At 39.5% G+C, this 13,105-nt stretch carries 12 protein-coding genes; 2 read left to right on the plus strand and 10 right to left on the minus strand.

Going from position 1 to position 13,105, the window contains the following annotated elements:
* Positions 1 to 18 precede the first annotated feature (18 nt).
* From lpdA to ACO1D1_RS16660, 5 genes are all read right to left on the minus strand, one after another.
* Complete coding sequence (lpdA, locus tag ACO1D1_RS16640; protein ID WP_149870905.1) at positions 19 to 1,440, minus strand: dihydrolipoyl dehydrogenase; 1,422 nt, start codon at positions 1,438 to 1,440, stop codon at positions 19 to 21.
* Between the two features lie 21 nt (positions 1,441 to 1,461).
* Complete coding sequence (gene buk, locus ACO1D1_RS16645; RefSeq protein WP_423336501.1) at positions 1,462 to 2,580, minus strand: butyrate kinase; 1,119 nt, start codon at positions 2,578 to 2,580, stop codon at positions 1,462 to 1,464.
* An 82-nt stretch (positions 2,581 to 2,662) separates the two neighbouring features.
* Positions 2,663 to 3,766: a branched-chain amino acid dehydrogenase gene (gene bcd / locus ACO1D1_RS16650; RefSeq protein WP_149870907.1), complete on the minus strand. Its 1,104-nt coding sequence runs from the start codon at positions 3,764 to 3,766 to the stop codon at positions 2,663 to 2,665.
* 27 nt (positions 3,767 to 3,793) lie between these two features.
* Entirely contained in the window at positions 3,794 to 4,699 is a 906-nt protein-coding gene (gene yqiS / locus ACO1D1_RS16655; RefSeq protein ID WP_423336502.1) for a phosphate butyryltransferase, read from the minus strand.
* Positions 4,700 to 4,832: 133 nt separating this feature from the next.
* Positions 4,833 to 6,914: a sigma-54 interaction domain-containing protein gene (locus ACO1D1_RS16660; RefSeq protein WP_149870909.1), complete on the minus strand. Its 2,082-nt coding sequence runs from the start codon at positions 6,912 to 6,914 to the stop codon at positions 4,833 to 4,835.
* A 187-nt stretch (positions 6,915 to 7,101) separates the two neighbouring features.
* On the opposite strand from ACO1D1_RS16660, the gene ACO1D1_RS16665 reads away from it, so the two are divergent.
* A complete protein-coding gene (locus tag ACO1D1_RS16665) occupies positions 7,102 to 7,335 on the plus strand; it encodes a DUF2627 domain-containing protein (protein WP_423336513.1) in 234 nt (77 codons plus the stop codon).
* A gap of 10 nt (positions 7,336 to 7,345) precedes the next feature.
* Here ACO1D1_RS16665 and ACO1D1_RS16670 read toward each other — a convergent pair whose 3' ends face one another.
* Positions 7,346 to 8,074, minus strand: coding sequence for a glycerophosphodiester phosphodiesterase (locus tag ACO1D1_RS16670; RefSeq protein ID WP_423336503.1), 729 nt, complete (start codon positions 8,072 to 8,074; stop codon positions 7,346 to 7,348).
* Positions 8,075 to 8,112: 38 nt separating this feature from the next.
* Between ACO1D1_RS16670 and ACO1D1_RS16675 the strand changes: the two genes are divergently transcribed.
* A complete protein-coding gene (locus tag ACO1D1_RS16675; RefSeq protein WP_149870911.1) occupies positions 8,113 to 8,250 on the plus strand; it encodes a YycC family protein in 138 nt (45 codons plus the stop codon).
* Positions 8,251 to 8,312: 62 nt separating this feature from the next.
* Here the strand turns inward: ACO1D1_RS16675 and spo0A are convergent, their stop codons facing one another.
* From spo0A to ahrC, 4 genes are all read right to left on the minus strand, one after another.
* On the minus strand, positions 8,313 to 9,104 hold the full coding sequence (gene spo0A, locus ACO1D1_RS16680) for a sporulation transcription factor Spo0A (RefSeq protein WP_149870912.1): 792 nt from the start codon (positions 9,102 to 9,104) through the stop codon (positions 8,313 to 8,315).
* 298 nt (positions 9,105 to 9,402) lie between these two features.
* Positions 9,403 to 10,707 carry a SpoIVB peptidase gene (gene spoIVB, locus ACO1D1_RS16685; RefSeq protein ID WP_423336504.1) on the minus strand — a complete coding sequence of 435 codons (1,305 nt, stop codon included), beginning with the start codon at positions 10,705 to 10,707 and terminating at the stop codon, positions 9,403 to 9,405.
* Positions 10,708 to 10,819: 112 nt separating this feature from the next.
* Positions 10,820 to 12,508, minus strand: a complete 1,689-nt coding sequence (gene recN, locus ACO1D1_RS16690; protein WP_423336505.1) for a DNA repair protein RecN — start codon at positions 12,506 to 12,508, stop codon at positions 10,820 to 10,822.
* 16 nt (positions 12,509 to 12,524) lie between these two features.
* Complete coding sequence (gene ahrC / locus ACO1D1_RS16695) at positions 12,525 to 12,974, minus strand: transcriptional regulator AhrC/ArgR (protein ID WP_149870915.1); 450 nt, start codon at positions 12,972 to 12,974, stop codon at positions 12,525 to 12,527.
* Positions 12,975 to 13,105 lie beyond the last annotated feature (131 nt).

Genomic DNA, 13,105 nt, shown 5'->3' on the forward strand with positions numbered 1-13,105 from the left:
TTCGCTTCAAAAAACTCTTTATGAATGAATTGCCTTTCCCTCGACTGCCAGTGCCGCTTCACCAATTGCTTCTGATAAAGTTGGATGTGGATGGATAGTATGAGCAATTTCCCATGGTGTGGCATCCAGTACCATCGCAAGGCCGGCTTCTGTTATCATATCGGTTACATGCGGACCAATCATATGCACCCCTAGAATATCATTGGTCTCCTCATCCGCAACAATTTTCACAAATCCATCCGATTCTCCAAAAACCAGTGCTTTCCCGATAGCCCTGAAAGAGAACTTACCCACTTTTACTTTATGACCATTCTCTTTTGCCTGATCTTCTGTAATCCCTACACTTGACACTTCAGGATTACTATAGATACATCTAGATACTAGATTATAATCAAATGGTGAGGGATCTTTCCCCGCTATATGTTCAACAGCAACGATTCCTTCATGTGAGGCTACGTGAGCTAACTGCAATCCGCCAATTACATCGCCAATCGCATACATATGGGATTCCTTCGTTTGGAAAAATTCATTTGTCACGATGAAACCTTTTTCAACCTGAATTTCGGTGTTTTCTAGTCCAATCCCTTCAGTATTTGCCTGGCGGCCGACCGAAACAAGAAGTTTTTCAGCTTTAAATTCTTTCACTCCACTCTTTACTTCCGCGGAAATGGCAACCCCATTATCCTTTACAAGCGTTTCCGGCAATACCTTGGCACCTGTTACAAGTTTGATTCCTTTTTTCTTCATTAAACGCTGCATTTCTTTTGAGATTTCTTTATCTTCCGTCGGAATGATCCTGTCGGCATACTCTATTACTGTAACCTCCACTCCAAAGTCAGACAGCATGGAGGCCCATTCAATTCCAATGACGCCCCCGCCAACTATAAGAATTGAATCCGGAAGTGTTTCCAGTTGTAAGGCTTCGTCAGAAGAAATCACAAAATCCCCGTCAATTTCAAGGCCTGGCAGTGTTCTTGGTCTTGAACCGGTGGCAATCACGACATTTTTAGGAATTAGCATTTCGTTCTCTTCGCCATTGTTCATTTCAACAGAAATCGTTCCGGGCATAGGGGAGAAAATGGATGGCCCAAGAATTCGTCCTAATCCCTCAAAAACATCAATCTTGCCTTGTTTCATTAAATGCTGAACACCTTTATGTAATTGGTCAATAATTTTATTTTTCCGCTGCTGTACTTTACCAAAATCTAACGAGACTTCGCTTGTAATCACTCCAAAGTCCTCGCTATGTTTAGCTGTAGCATAAACCTCTGCACTTCGAAGCAGTGCCTTACTTGGAATGCAGCCTTTATGAAGGCATGTGCCGCCAAGTTTTCCTTTCTCCACAATCGCTGTTTTTAATCCCAGCTGCGAGGCACGAATGGCAGCTACATAGCCTCCCGTTCCACCGCCAAGTATGACCAAATCGTATTCTTGTGCCACTTTTTTTCCTCCCCATTTTCCTTAAATTTTTGCTGTCTTACATTTCTCCTGATACACTTTTACTGCTTCTTCACCACGCAAGACACGAAGTGCTCCTTCAGCCAATGCTTGCAATTCATCTTCACCCGGCTGAACAATAATATCAGCAATCCAATTGATTCGGTCGCTGATTGATTTCACAAAGCCTTTACCGTAAGCCAGACCGCCTGTTAATATAATAGCATCCACTTTGCCTGAAAGGACAGTACTAGCCGCACCAATTTCCTTGGCAACCTGATAGGCCATTGCCTCATACACAAGCTTTGCCTCTTGATCACCAGCTTCAATTCTTTTTTCCACATTCACTGCATCACTGGTACCAAGGTAGCCGATAAGCCCGCCTTGGCCTACCAATTTCTTCATTAATTCTTCCCGATAATATTCACCTGAATAACAAAGCGCGATCAAATCACCTGCAGGCACCGTTCCCGCACGTTCAGGACTTAATGGACCTTCACCATGCAGGCCGTTGTTAACATCAACAACCTTACCCTGTTTATGGACCCCAACGGTAATGCCGCCGCCCATATGGGTCACAATCAGATTTAATTCGTTATATTTTTTCCCTAAATCCTTTGCTACTCTTCGTGCAACGGCTTTTTGGTTTAGCGCATGAAAGATACTCTTCCTTTCAATTAAAGCGAACCCGGAGATTCTTGCAATCGGGGCAAGTTCATCGACAACGACCGGATCGACAATAAACGATGGGATATTAAGGCCTTCCGCAATTTCATAGGCAAGTATACCGCCGAGATTTGATGCATGCTGCCCGGAAAAACCATTCCGTAAATCCTCCAGCATCAAGTCATTAACCGCATATGTTCCGCCTTCAATCGGGCGCAATAATCCCCCTCGGCCGCAAACAGCAGATAATTTGGATATATTAATTCCCTCTTGATCCAGTGTTTCCAAAATGGTTGTTTTTCTAAATTCATATTGCTCAATAATTGTGGAGTAGGAATTAATTATTTCTGCCTCGTGGCGGATGGTTTTTTCAAATATGGAAATTTCATTATCAAAGACTCCAATCTTGGTAGATGTTGAGCCAGGATTGATGATGAGAATCCGATATTCTTTATCTGGCAATTTCGTAACCTCCATTTAACAAAAACATCTATTGAAAGGCAAACGCGCTGAACAAAAATTCAGCGCTTTGCCGTCATGGTTTTTTGTGAAAATCTGCCTATCTTGAGATTCTATGACTCAAGATGTGGTGGCCATTTTGCAAGAATTGACTTCTGGAATTACGGATTCTTTCAATTCTCTCTTCAGCCATGCGATCAGCTGCAACATAAGTTGGAATGCCATCACGTTTTGAAATTTCAATTACTTTTTCAATTGTGGCATAGAGTTGCTCCACTTTTTTCATTGCCCGTTCTTGGTTGTAGCCATAAAGCTCATCCGCAACATTAATAACACCGCCGGCATTTATGACATAATCCGGAGCATACACAATCCCCATTTCATGAATAATATCGCCGTGTCTTGTGTCTTTTAATTGGTTGTTAGCAGAACCCGCAATTACTTTTGCTTTTAATTGTGGGATTGTATCATCATTAATGGTTGCACCTAGCGCACACGGTGCATAGATATCACATTCGACACTATAAATCTCATCCGGGTCGACTGCACGCGCACCGAACGCTTCTACTGCACGATTTACTGCTTCTTTATTAATGTCCGTTACAATCAGCTGCGCACCTTCTTCATGCAGGTATTGGCAAAGTGTATAGGCTACATTTCCAACACCTTGAATCGCAACCACTTTTCCTTCTAGGGAGTCAGATCCAAAAGCCTCTTTCGCAGCAGCCTTCATCCCACGGTATACACCGAAGGCTGTTACTGGAGAAGGATTGCCTGATGAGCCGAATGCAGGAGAGATCCCTGTAACATAATCTGTTTCTTCGTGTATGAGATCCATATCAGCAACAGTTGTACCGACGTCCTCAGCTGTAATGTATCGTCCATTCAAACCTTGGATGTAACGGCCAAATGCACGGAACATTTCCTCATTTTTATCTTTACGCGGGTCGCCAATGATTACGGTTTTACCGCCGCCAAGATTTAACCCTGCTGCTGCATTTTTATATGTCATCCCTTTGGCAAGTCTAAGAGCATCTTCAATGGCTGCTTCTTCTGATGCATATGTCCACATGCGGGTGCCGCCAAGTGCAGGTCCGAGTGTTGTATCATGAATAGCGATAATCGCTTTTAAACCTGATTGTTTATCTTGGCAGAATACCACTTGCTCATAATCATATTTCTCTAAATACTTGAAGATTTCCATTGTTTATTCCTCCTCGAATGTAAGTATCTATTTTTTAACACAGCATAACGCTAACGCAAGAGAATATAGCTTGCTTTCAGCAGAATCAGCTCTAGAGGTTAACACAATTGGTGCTTTTGCCCCAGCAATAACGGCACCTACCTTTGCCTTTGCAAAATAAATTAATGATTTATATAATGCATTGCCTACCTCAATGGCAGGTACCAATAAAATATTGGCTTTTCCCGCCACTTCACTTGATATCCCTTTGTGTTCCGCTGCAAGCGCTGAAACGGCATTATCTAAACCAAGTGGTCCATCAACGATACAGCCGGGAATTTGCCCTCTCTTATTCATCATTGTTAGGGCAGCAGCATCCACGGTTGCCTGCATAGCAGGATTTACTACCTCTACTGCAGCAATAGGTGCCACTTTCGGATTGTCGATTCCAACGGACTTGGCTAATGAAACAGTATTATGAATGATTTGTGCTTTTTGCATTAAATCAGGAGCAATATTCATTGCAGCGTCCGTTACAATGATAAAACGATTGTAACCGGGAATTTCAAAAAAAGCAGCATGCGATAAAACATTTCCTGTTCTAAGACCATATTCCTTATTTAAGACAGCTTTTAAAAGTATGTCCGTTTGGACGTTGCCTTTCATTAATACGTCTGCCTCTTTATTTGACACAGCCCTAACGGCTAATTCAGCGGCCGTAGCAATGGAACCAGATTCGACAATTTTTATATTTTTATGGCGGAACGGTTCGTGTTTTTTCATTTCGATAAGTGAAGTAATTTTTTCTTTATTTCCGAACAAGATAAATTGAGCAAGATTTCGTCCTGCTGCGTCAAGTACAGCTTCAATGACTTCAACATCTTCTGCCGCGGCAACCGCAACTGTATGAATACCTTTCTGGGTTGCTTTATCAATCAGTGAATCCAGCAACAAGTTGTCATCAACCCTTTCTCCAAATTACTGCAGCTCCGAACTAATATTATGCAAGAACTGTGCCAAACCATTTGTATGTAAACGCTTTATTTCCTGCAACGCGAGCAATGCAAGAATTTTCATACTGTGAAATTTATTGCATGCTGTTTTTTTCAAGATTATATTTTTCGAGTTTATAATATAAATTTCTCACAGACAGACCTAAGGTTTTTGCAGTCAATGTTTTATTACCATTTAATCGCAATAGTGTTTGCTGTATGATTTTAGCTTCGTAATCTTCCAACATTTCGGATAAGGATTGGTCTAATCCAAGGGATTCACTTGATTTTGTTATAAAATTCTCATTACCGCTCTTCTTATTTTTTAAAACTGGCAAATGATGAGCATCAATAAGTGTTTCATAATAATTCATAAAGATAATGGCCCTGCCCAGTATATTTTCTAATTCTCGAACGTTCCCAGGCCAATCATACCCCATTAATTGATGTAAAGCCTTCTTTGTCACACCTTCAACATTTCTTCCATAATCACGGTTTATTTTTTGAATCAGTCTCTCACATAAAACTGGAATTTCTTCTATTCGGTTTCGAAGCGGCGGAATTTGAATGGGCATACGATTTAAACGATAGTATAAGTCTTCCCTAAAGGATCCTTTGGCAATACCTTTTTCTAAATTAACATTGGTGGCAGCAATCACCCTGACATTGATTGTGACGGGCTTTGTACCGCCTACTCGGATGATTTCATTTTCCTGCAGCACCCTAAGCAGCTTTGCCTGGGTATTTGCGGAAAGCTCACCAATTTCATCAAGAAAAATACTGCCGTTATTTGCTTCTTCAAAAAGACCTCGCTTGCCTCCACGGATGGCACCTGAAAAGGCTCCCTCCTCATAACCAAATAATTCACTTTCTAATAGAGATTCGGATAGAGCTGCACAATTGACGCGGACAAATTTGTTATATTTTCGATCACTGGCATTATGTATCGCATGGGCAAATAACTCTTTACCTGTTCCGGATTCTCCACGGAGAAGGACAGTTGCAGGTGTCTTTGCTCCTAATCTTGCCTGCTCAATCGCAAGCATCATTTCATCAGATTGCGCGATAATATCCTCAAAGGTGTATTTAGCTTCTAATGTGCGGATAATCTGCCTCGCGCGGCTTAATTCCCTGCTAAGCGATTTCATTTCTGACATGTCATGAATAACACCAACACTGCCCTTTAATTTCCCTTTGACGATGATTGGTGCGACATTCACAATGACTTCCTTTTTATTTGGACCCAATTTCATCGGTACACCGCGAACAGCACGTCTCGTTTGAAGGACTTTCATATGCATACTTTCCCCTTCTCCTTCAGAAATATCTGCTGTTGCGGGCTTCCCGATTACCTGCTCTTGCGTAAGACCCGTAATTCGGGTATAGGCAGGATTAATAAGGATTCCCCGTCCATTCTCATCGACAACGGAAATGGCATCATCACTAGAATGGATGATTGCTTGCAGCATCGTTTGGATTTCCTTTAAATCAGTGATTTCCTCCGCAAGATTCACAACCTCCGTTATATCCTTAAAGACCGCAAATGCACCAATCAATGTCCCATTTTCTTCAATAATTGGAATTCGGGTTGTAATAATTTTTCGCTCATTACTTAATACCATTTCTTGATTTGACTCTGTTCTTCTTGTTTCAAGAATGATTGGGAGCCTGCTGGTTGGAATGACTTTTAGGACCGGTTTCCCAATGGCCTGGGCCCTTGTTACCCCCATTATTTCTTCTGCGCGTTTGTTAAACAAAATCACCTTTCCATTACGATCAATCACCACCATCCCATCATTGGCCGCATTAAAAATTAACTCCTGCTGATAGGATTCATGCTGGTGCTTAGCAACAAGTTCTTCTTTTTCCTCCATTAATTTGGCAACTAGGAAAGCAACACTCCCAGGAATCAAAACTGTTTTTTTATTTTTAGCCTCTCGCAATTCTTGAAAAACAGTGTCATTCCCTGTTACCTCAATTATAATATCGATGTGATCAGTTAGAAAGGACTGCCAGCTTGTTCCGGTTTTAATCCCCTCTTGTTTAGCTAATAAAATACCTGGTGCATCCACATTCCGATCAATGACTACTATGACCTTTAAGACTTCTGATTCTTTTAAGATCTTTAAGATTGCCGTCCCGCCCTTCCCAGCGCCAACAATCATAATATTTTGCATCTTTTCTACCCCTTTGCACGAAAAGAAATTTTTTTCACTCTAATCCAGAAAAAAACATGCAATATTCTTCATTGTTATTTTATCTCTAAAAACACTCCTTGACAATTTTCAACTATGTAATAATATTTTCATTAGATATAATTAAATAGAGATACTTTGAAAAAATTGAATGTGGAAGGATTTATTTATGATACGTATTATTGCCCTTATCATATTAGTGATTCCAGGCGCGTTAGCAGCTTTTGGAATTAAATTAATGCGAGATATGACTTTTGGGATTTTCCAAGCCCCATTCCCAAATCTTTTGCTGCAATTTCTGGTTGGTTTAATCCTTTTTATCGGTGGACTTGGGTTTGTCGCAGGTTTTATTTTTCGGCGCGATCGAAAAAGAAATAAAGTCCAACAGAGATTTAAAAAATAAAAAGAGGCCATTATGGTCTCTTTTCATATTGTTTCCTTATTCGCTTCGCCTTAATGGGATCATCAGTAATAATAGCCGTGCAATTAATGTTAAATAGCCGGTGCATATCCGTGTCCTTATTAACGGTATATGGGCGGACAGCAATCCCATTTTCCATCGTATTGATAAAAATATTATCTGACATGGCCGAATGTTTAGGATGAATCCCCTTTGCCCTTATGGACTGAGCGTAAATCCACGGCATATAAATCCCTTCAATAAAAAGGGGGGCCGTTTCAATTTCAGGTGCAATCCTATAACAATATACGATACTATAGTGATTAAAAGAGGAAATAATAATCCTGTCAGATAAACCGTATTTGCGGATAAGCTCAATAACCTTTTCTTCCATGCCTTCATAAGGAATCAGACCGTTTTTTAATTCAATATTACATATAATTTTATTTGATTTCATCCATTCAAACACTTCAATTAAAGATGGAATCGGCTCCTTTTTAACACCCTTTTTATTTGCGTTTAGTTTTCGAATTTCTTTAAATGAAAAATCTTTAACAAACCCAGTTCCGCTTGAGGTACGATCAACTTTTTCATCATGGATTACGACGATTTCACCATCTTTAGTCAATTGAACATCAAGCTCTAATCCATCTGCACCTGCTTTTTCTGCTTCTAAAAAAGCACTCATTGTATTTTCAGCAAATAAAGCCGAGTACCCTCGGTGTGCAAAAATCTGTGTCATCCTTTCACTTCCCAACTTTAAAAATGGAGGAATTACATATGAAACCCTTACAACTATCACCTGAGACAGCCCTTAAATTAGCAGAGAAATTAAATGTACCGATAGAACAGCTTATGCATATGCCACAACATATTCTCATTCAAAAAATGATGGAATTGGAGAAGAAAAAAGAATAGTTTAACGTAAATAAACAGAAAGAGCCTTCAAAAAATGAAGGCTCTTTTTTTTATTGTTCTTTTCAAGAAGCCTTATGCTCAAGGCGTAATTTATCAGCGACCATGGCAATAAACTCGGAATTTGTTGGCTTCGCCTTTGACATACTTACTGTATAGCCAAATAAGGAGGAAATGGAGTCAATATTGCCGCGGCTCCATGCCACTTCAATAGCATGACGAATGGCACGCTCAACACGGCTTGCGGTCGTGTTATATTTTTTGGCGATATCCGGATATAATACTTTTGTGATCGAACCTAAAAGCTCAATATCATTATAGACCATTGAAATAGCTTCACGTAAATATAAATAGCCTTTAATATGTGCCGGAACCCCAATTTCATGAATGATGCTTGTAATGCTGGCATCTAAATTTTTGGGTTTTTGTTCTGATTGGGAACGGTAACTTGTTGTCGGAGCCTTACGAGTAAATGAATTGGTATTCCCGCTCACTTGTCTAATATGGCTGCCAAGGTTCTCCATATCAAATGGTTTTAGGATAAAATAAGAAGCACCAAGTTCAACGGCCTTTTTTGTTACATCTTCTTGCCCAAAAGCCGTAAGCATAATGACATTTGGCAGTGAGCCCTTTTTTAATTCACGTAATCGCTCGAGAACTGCCAATCCGTCAAGATGCGGCATAATAATATCTAATACAAGTACATCTGGGTCAGTTGAAGCTAACATATCCAAGCACTCTTGACCATTATGAGCAATACCAACAACTTCCATATCATCTTGGGACGAAATATAGTCCTCTAATAATCCAACTAGCTCTCTATTATCATCCACAACACAAACCTTTATCTTCTTCAATTCCGGTTCCTCCTCATTCAAATCAGATCTCTATTTCATTTTTATCCTTAATCTTTTCTCATGTCTTAATTCTATTCTAAATAAGAAATTCGACAATGCAACAAAAAATCCTCTCATTTTTTTAATATTTCTTAAATTAGTGATAAAATCTTATCTTTTCTTTATTTTCCTTTCATTTTCGACTAAATTTGCAATATATCCAAAATTTTACTGTATTCTGTCGAAAAATATCAAAAAAAGAGAAGCAAAATAGGTGATTTATCCTATTTTGCTTTTAATTGTGCCCTGATCTTCAAATTTAACTGGCTTTATTTTTTGGTGTTTCGTATATATTAATTCCAGCTTCATTTAGCATCCACTCGATGTGCACCCCATATCCTGAAGTGGGATCATTGACAAAGACATGTGTTACGGCACCAATCAGCTTCCCATCTTGTATAATCGGACTGCCGCTCATACCTTGAACAATTCCTCCTGTTTTTTCGAGGAGCTTGGGATCAGTTACCTTAATAACCATCCCTTTTGTTGCTGGAAACTTTTGCGGAATTGTGCTGACAATTTCAATCGTAAATTCTTCTACTTTGTCATTATTTACTACTGTTAAAATTTTTGCCGGTCCCTCTTTTACTTGATGTGATAACGCAATTGGGAGCGGTTTGTCTAAGACTCCATTTTTTAAATCTTTATTCAATTCTCCAAAGATTCCAAATGGGCTATTTTTTTGAATATTTCCAACCACTTCACGATCAGTCGAAAAACGGGCGAGCTTTTCGCCAGGATCTCCATTACTTCCTTTTTCTATTGAGGTAACCGTCGAACGGACAATTTGACCGTCTTCAACCACAATTGGCTGCTTTGTATCCATATCTGATATGACATGTCCCAGGGCACCATATTTTTTAGATTGTGGATGAACAAAGGTCATTGTTCCGATACCGGCAGCAGAATCTCTGATATATAGACCAAGCTTGTACGTGTTTTCCCCTTTATCTTTTAACGGGGTGAGTTTTGTAGTAAATTTGCCGCTTTCACGACTAATTACCATATCAAGTGCTTTACCATCTAGTCCTGCTGTTTGCACAAATGGAGCAACGTCAGTCATCTTTTCAACTTTGCTGCCATTAATTTCTGTAATGATATCTCCGATTTTTATTCCTGCAATTTCACCGGGAGACTTTTTCCCATTTTCCGTGTTGATTTGATGGTGACCAACAACCAATACGCCTACAGTATTTAATTTTACACCAATTGATTGACCACCGGGGAGTACTCTGAAATCGTTTAAGACATGAACATCGACCTTTTTAATGGGGATACCTGCATATTCCAAAAGCATTTCATTTTTGCCTTTTTCAGTTGCTTTTACGGATACCGAATGAGATTCCTGGTCAAGGGTGATATTCGATTTGTGAGAATTAACTTTTAGGGCGGCTGATACCGGAGCAGCCTTTTGGAAAGTATAATCTTGTCCTTCAAAAACCGTTATTGTCTTTGGTATTGCAAGGTATTGCTGTAGAGGCTGAAAGAAAATAAGACTAATTAATGAAACAAGGAGAATTCCACCAATGATTTTTCTAATTATTTCTAACTTCAAATTTTTCACTCTCCTCGCTTCTTTTCACTACAATGAAATGGCTACATCTATAATTTTGCCTCCTTGACAATCATTTATAACTGGTATAAACATAAAAAAGCTGCCCAAATTGGGAAGCTTTTCAATTTACCTTCGTTTTTACTGCTAATTGCAGTAATTCCTCTGCATGTTTTTTCGTTAAATCAGTGATTTCGGCACCAGAAATCATTCGACCGATTTCCTTTATTTTTTCTTCAACATCTAAAGGAGTGACAGACGTTTTTGTTCTTCCGCCTTTAATAACCTTTGAAATAAACAAATGCGTATCCGCCATAGCTGCCACCTGTGGTAAATGGGAGATACACAATACTTGTGAACCGGAAGCCACTTTATAGATTTTTTCCGCAATGGATTGGGCAACTCTTCCACTCACGCCAGTATCTACCTCGTCAAAAATAATGGAAGTAACTCCTTGATGCTTTGAAAAAATGCTTTTAAGAGCCAACATAATTCGCGATAATTCCCCACCGGATGCAACTTTTGATAACGGCTTTAATGGTTCTCCAGGATTTGTTGAGATATAAAATCCTACGTGGTCAACACCATTTTTTGAAAAATGCTGCAGGGTTGATTCAAAGCGGATCTCAAAAACCGTTTTCGCCATATACAATTCCTTTAGTTCTTTATGGATTAATTTTGTCAGCTTTTGGGCCCATTTATGCCGCAGTTCCGTTAATTGTTTTGCTTCCAGAACTAAGTCTTTTTTTATTGAAACTAATTCTTTTTCCAGTTCTCCAATATGCGTTTCTTTATTTTGCAGTGTTTCGATCTCTTCTTCAATTTTTGCTGCATATTCAACAATTTCATCAATTGTTTTGCCATATTTTCGTTTGAGCTGATTTATTTCATTTAAGCGGTCTTCAATTTCATTTAACCGCCCAGGATCATATTCTAATACATCCAATTCATTTCGTAATGTCCGGGCTGCATCTTCCAATTGATAGAAACTGTTCGATACGGATTCAAATATATCTTTATATGCCGGGTCAAGTGAGGCAGCATCCTCTAGGGAGCCCATGACCATTCCAATCCAATCAAGCCCCTTCTGTTCACCATGTAAGGCAGTATAACCTGATTGGATGGATTCAAATACCCGTTCAAAATTCCCCAGTTTCCTTTTTTCCTCGGCAAGCTCATCATCTTCATTAGGCTTTAAGTTGGCCTTTTGAATTTCATCTAATTGAAATTGAATTAAATCAAGTCGATGGGCTGTCTGCTGATCATTTTCACTCAATTGCTTTAACTTATGTAAAGTATGTTCGTATCTGCGATAAACCTGCAAATATTCACGTAGCGCCGGCTGTATTTCCTCAAAGCCAAATTGATCGAGCAATGGTAAATGTCTTGTTTCATCCATCAGTTCCTGATGCTCATGCTGACCGTGGATATCTACAAGCGTGCCGCCAATTTCCCGTAGTGTTGAAATCGTTACTAATTTTCCGTTAATACGGCAGACGCTTTTTCCTGTACGAGAAATATCGCGCCGTAAAACCACCATACCTTCTTCAATATCGATTCCGAATTCCAGTGCTTTCAACATAATTGGATGGTCAGGGGCATCTAACTGGAATAACCCTTCTATTTCTGCCTTTTCTTCACCGTGACGGACAAATTCTGCCGATCCCCTTCCGCCTACAAGTAAATGAATCGCATCAATAATAATGGACTTTCCGGCACCGGTTTCTCCGGTTAAAACAGTTAATCCTTTTTCAAACGAGATGGATAAGGCTTCGATAATGGCGAAATTTTTTATTGATAGTTCTGCTAACAAGAAACTCTCCCCCAAATTAAAGCATATCTAGAAATCGGTTCGTGATGACTTCTGTATCTTCCGGTGTTCGGCAAATAATTAACATCGTATCGTCACCACAAATCGTTCCTAATATTTCTTCCCAATCAAGATTATCGATTAGTGCACCAATCGCCATGGCATTTCCGGGCAGGCATTTCATCACAAGTAAGTGTCCGGCCGAGTCTATTCTCACAAAGGCATCAATCAGTGAACGTTTTAGTTTCTGTAATGGATTAAATCTTTGGTCTGCAGGAAGACTGTATTTATAACGACCATCTATTAAGGGAACCTTAACAAGATGCAATTCTTTTATATCCCGTGAAACCGTTGCCTGCGTTACATTATAGCCTGCACTTTTCAGTTCATCCACTAGCTCGTCCTGTGTTTCAATATCGTTGCCGGCAATAATCTCTCTAATTTTAATATGGCGTTGCCCTTTATTCATTATTTCACCCCATAGTTAATGAAAGCAATCTGAGTAATTTGTACTAAAATGTCGCCTCTTCTCATATCGTAGCATAAAAATACATTTTAATACAAAGAAAAGCGGAAGGCGTTTGATGCTGGACAAACAGA

Origin of the sequence: Neobacillus sp. 19, from assembly GCF_049463095.1 — a bacterium.
Taxonomy (GTDB): Bacteria; Bacillota; Bacilli; order Bacillales; family Cytobacillaceae; genus Neobacillus.

Bases quoted from the DNA above. Each gene is read 5' to 3' on its own strand.
- buk (WP_423336501.1), bottom strand. From the start codon at position 2,580: ATGGAGGTTACGAAATTGCCAGATAAAGAATATCGGATTCTCATCATC.
- bcd (WP_149870907.1), bottom strand. From the start codon at position 3,766: ATGGAAATCTTCAAGTATTTAGAGAAATATGATTATGAGCAAGTGGTA.
- ACO1D1_RS16660 (WP_149870909.1), bottom strand. From the start codon at position 6,914: ATGCAAAATATTATGATTGTTGGCGCTGGGAAGGGCGGGACGGCAATC.
- ACO1D1_RS16665 (WP_423336513.1), top strand. From the start codon at position 7,102: ATGATACGTATTATTGCCCTTATCATATTAGTGATTCCAGGCGCGTTA.
- ACO1D1_RS16670 (WP_423336503.1), bottom strand. From the start codon at position 8,074: ATGACACAGATTTTTGCACACCGAGGGTACTCGGCTTTATTTGCTGAA.
- ACO1D1_RS16675 (WP_149870911.1), top strand. From the start codon at position 8,113: ATGAAACCCTTACAACTATCACCTGAGACAGCCCTTAAATTAGCAGAG.
- ahrC (WP_149870915.1), bottom strand. From the start codon at position 12,974: ATGAATAAAGGGCAACGCCATATTAAAATTAGAGAGATTATTGCCGGC.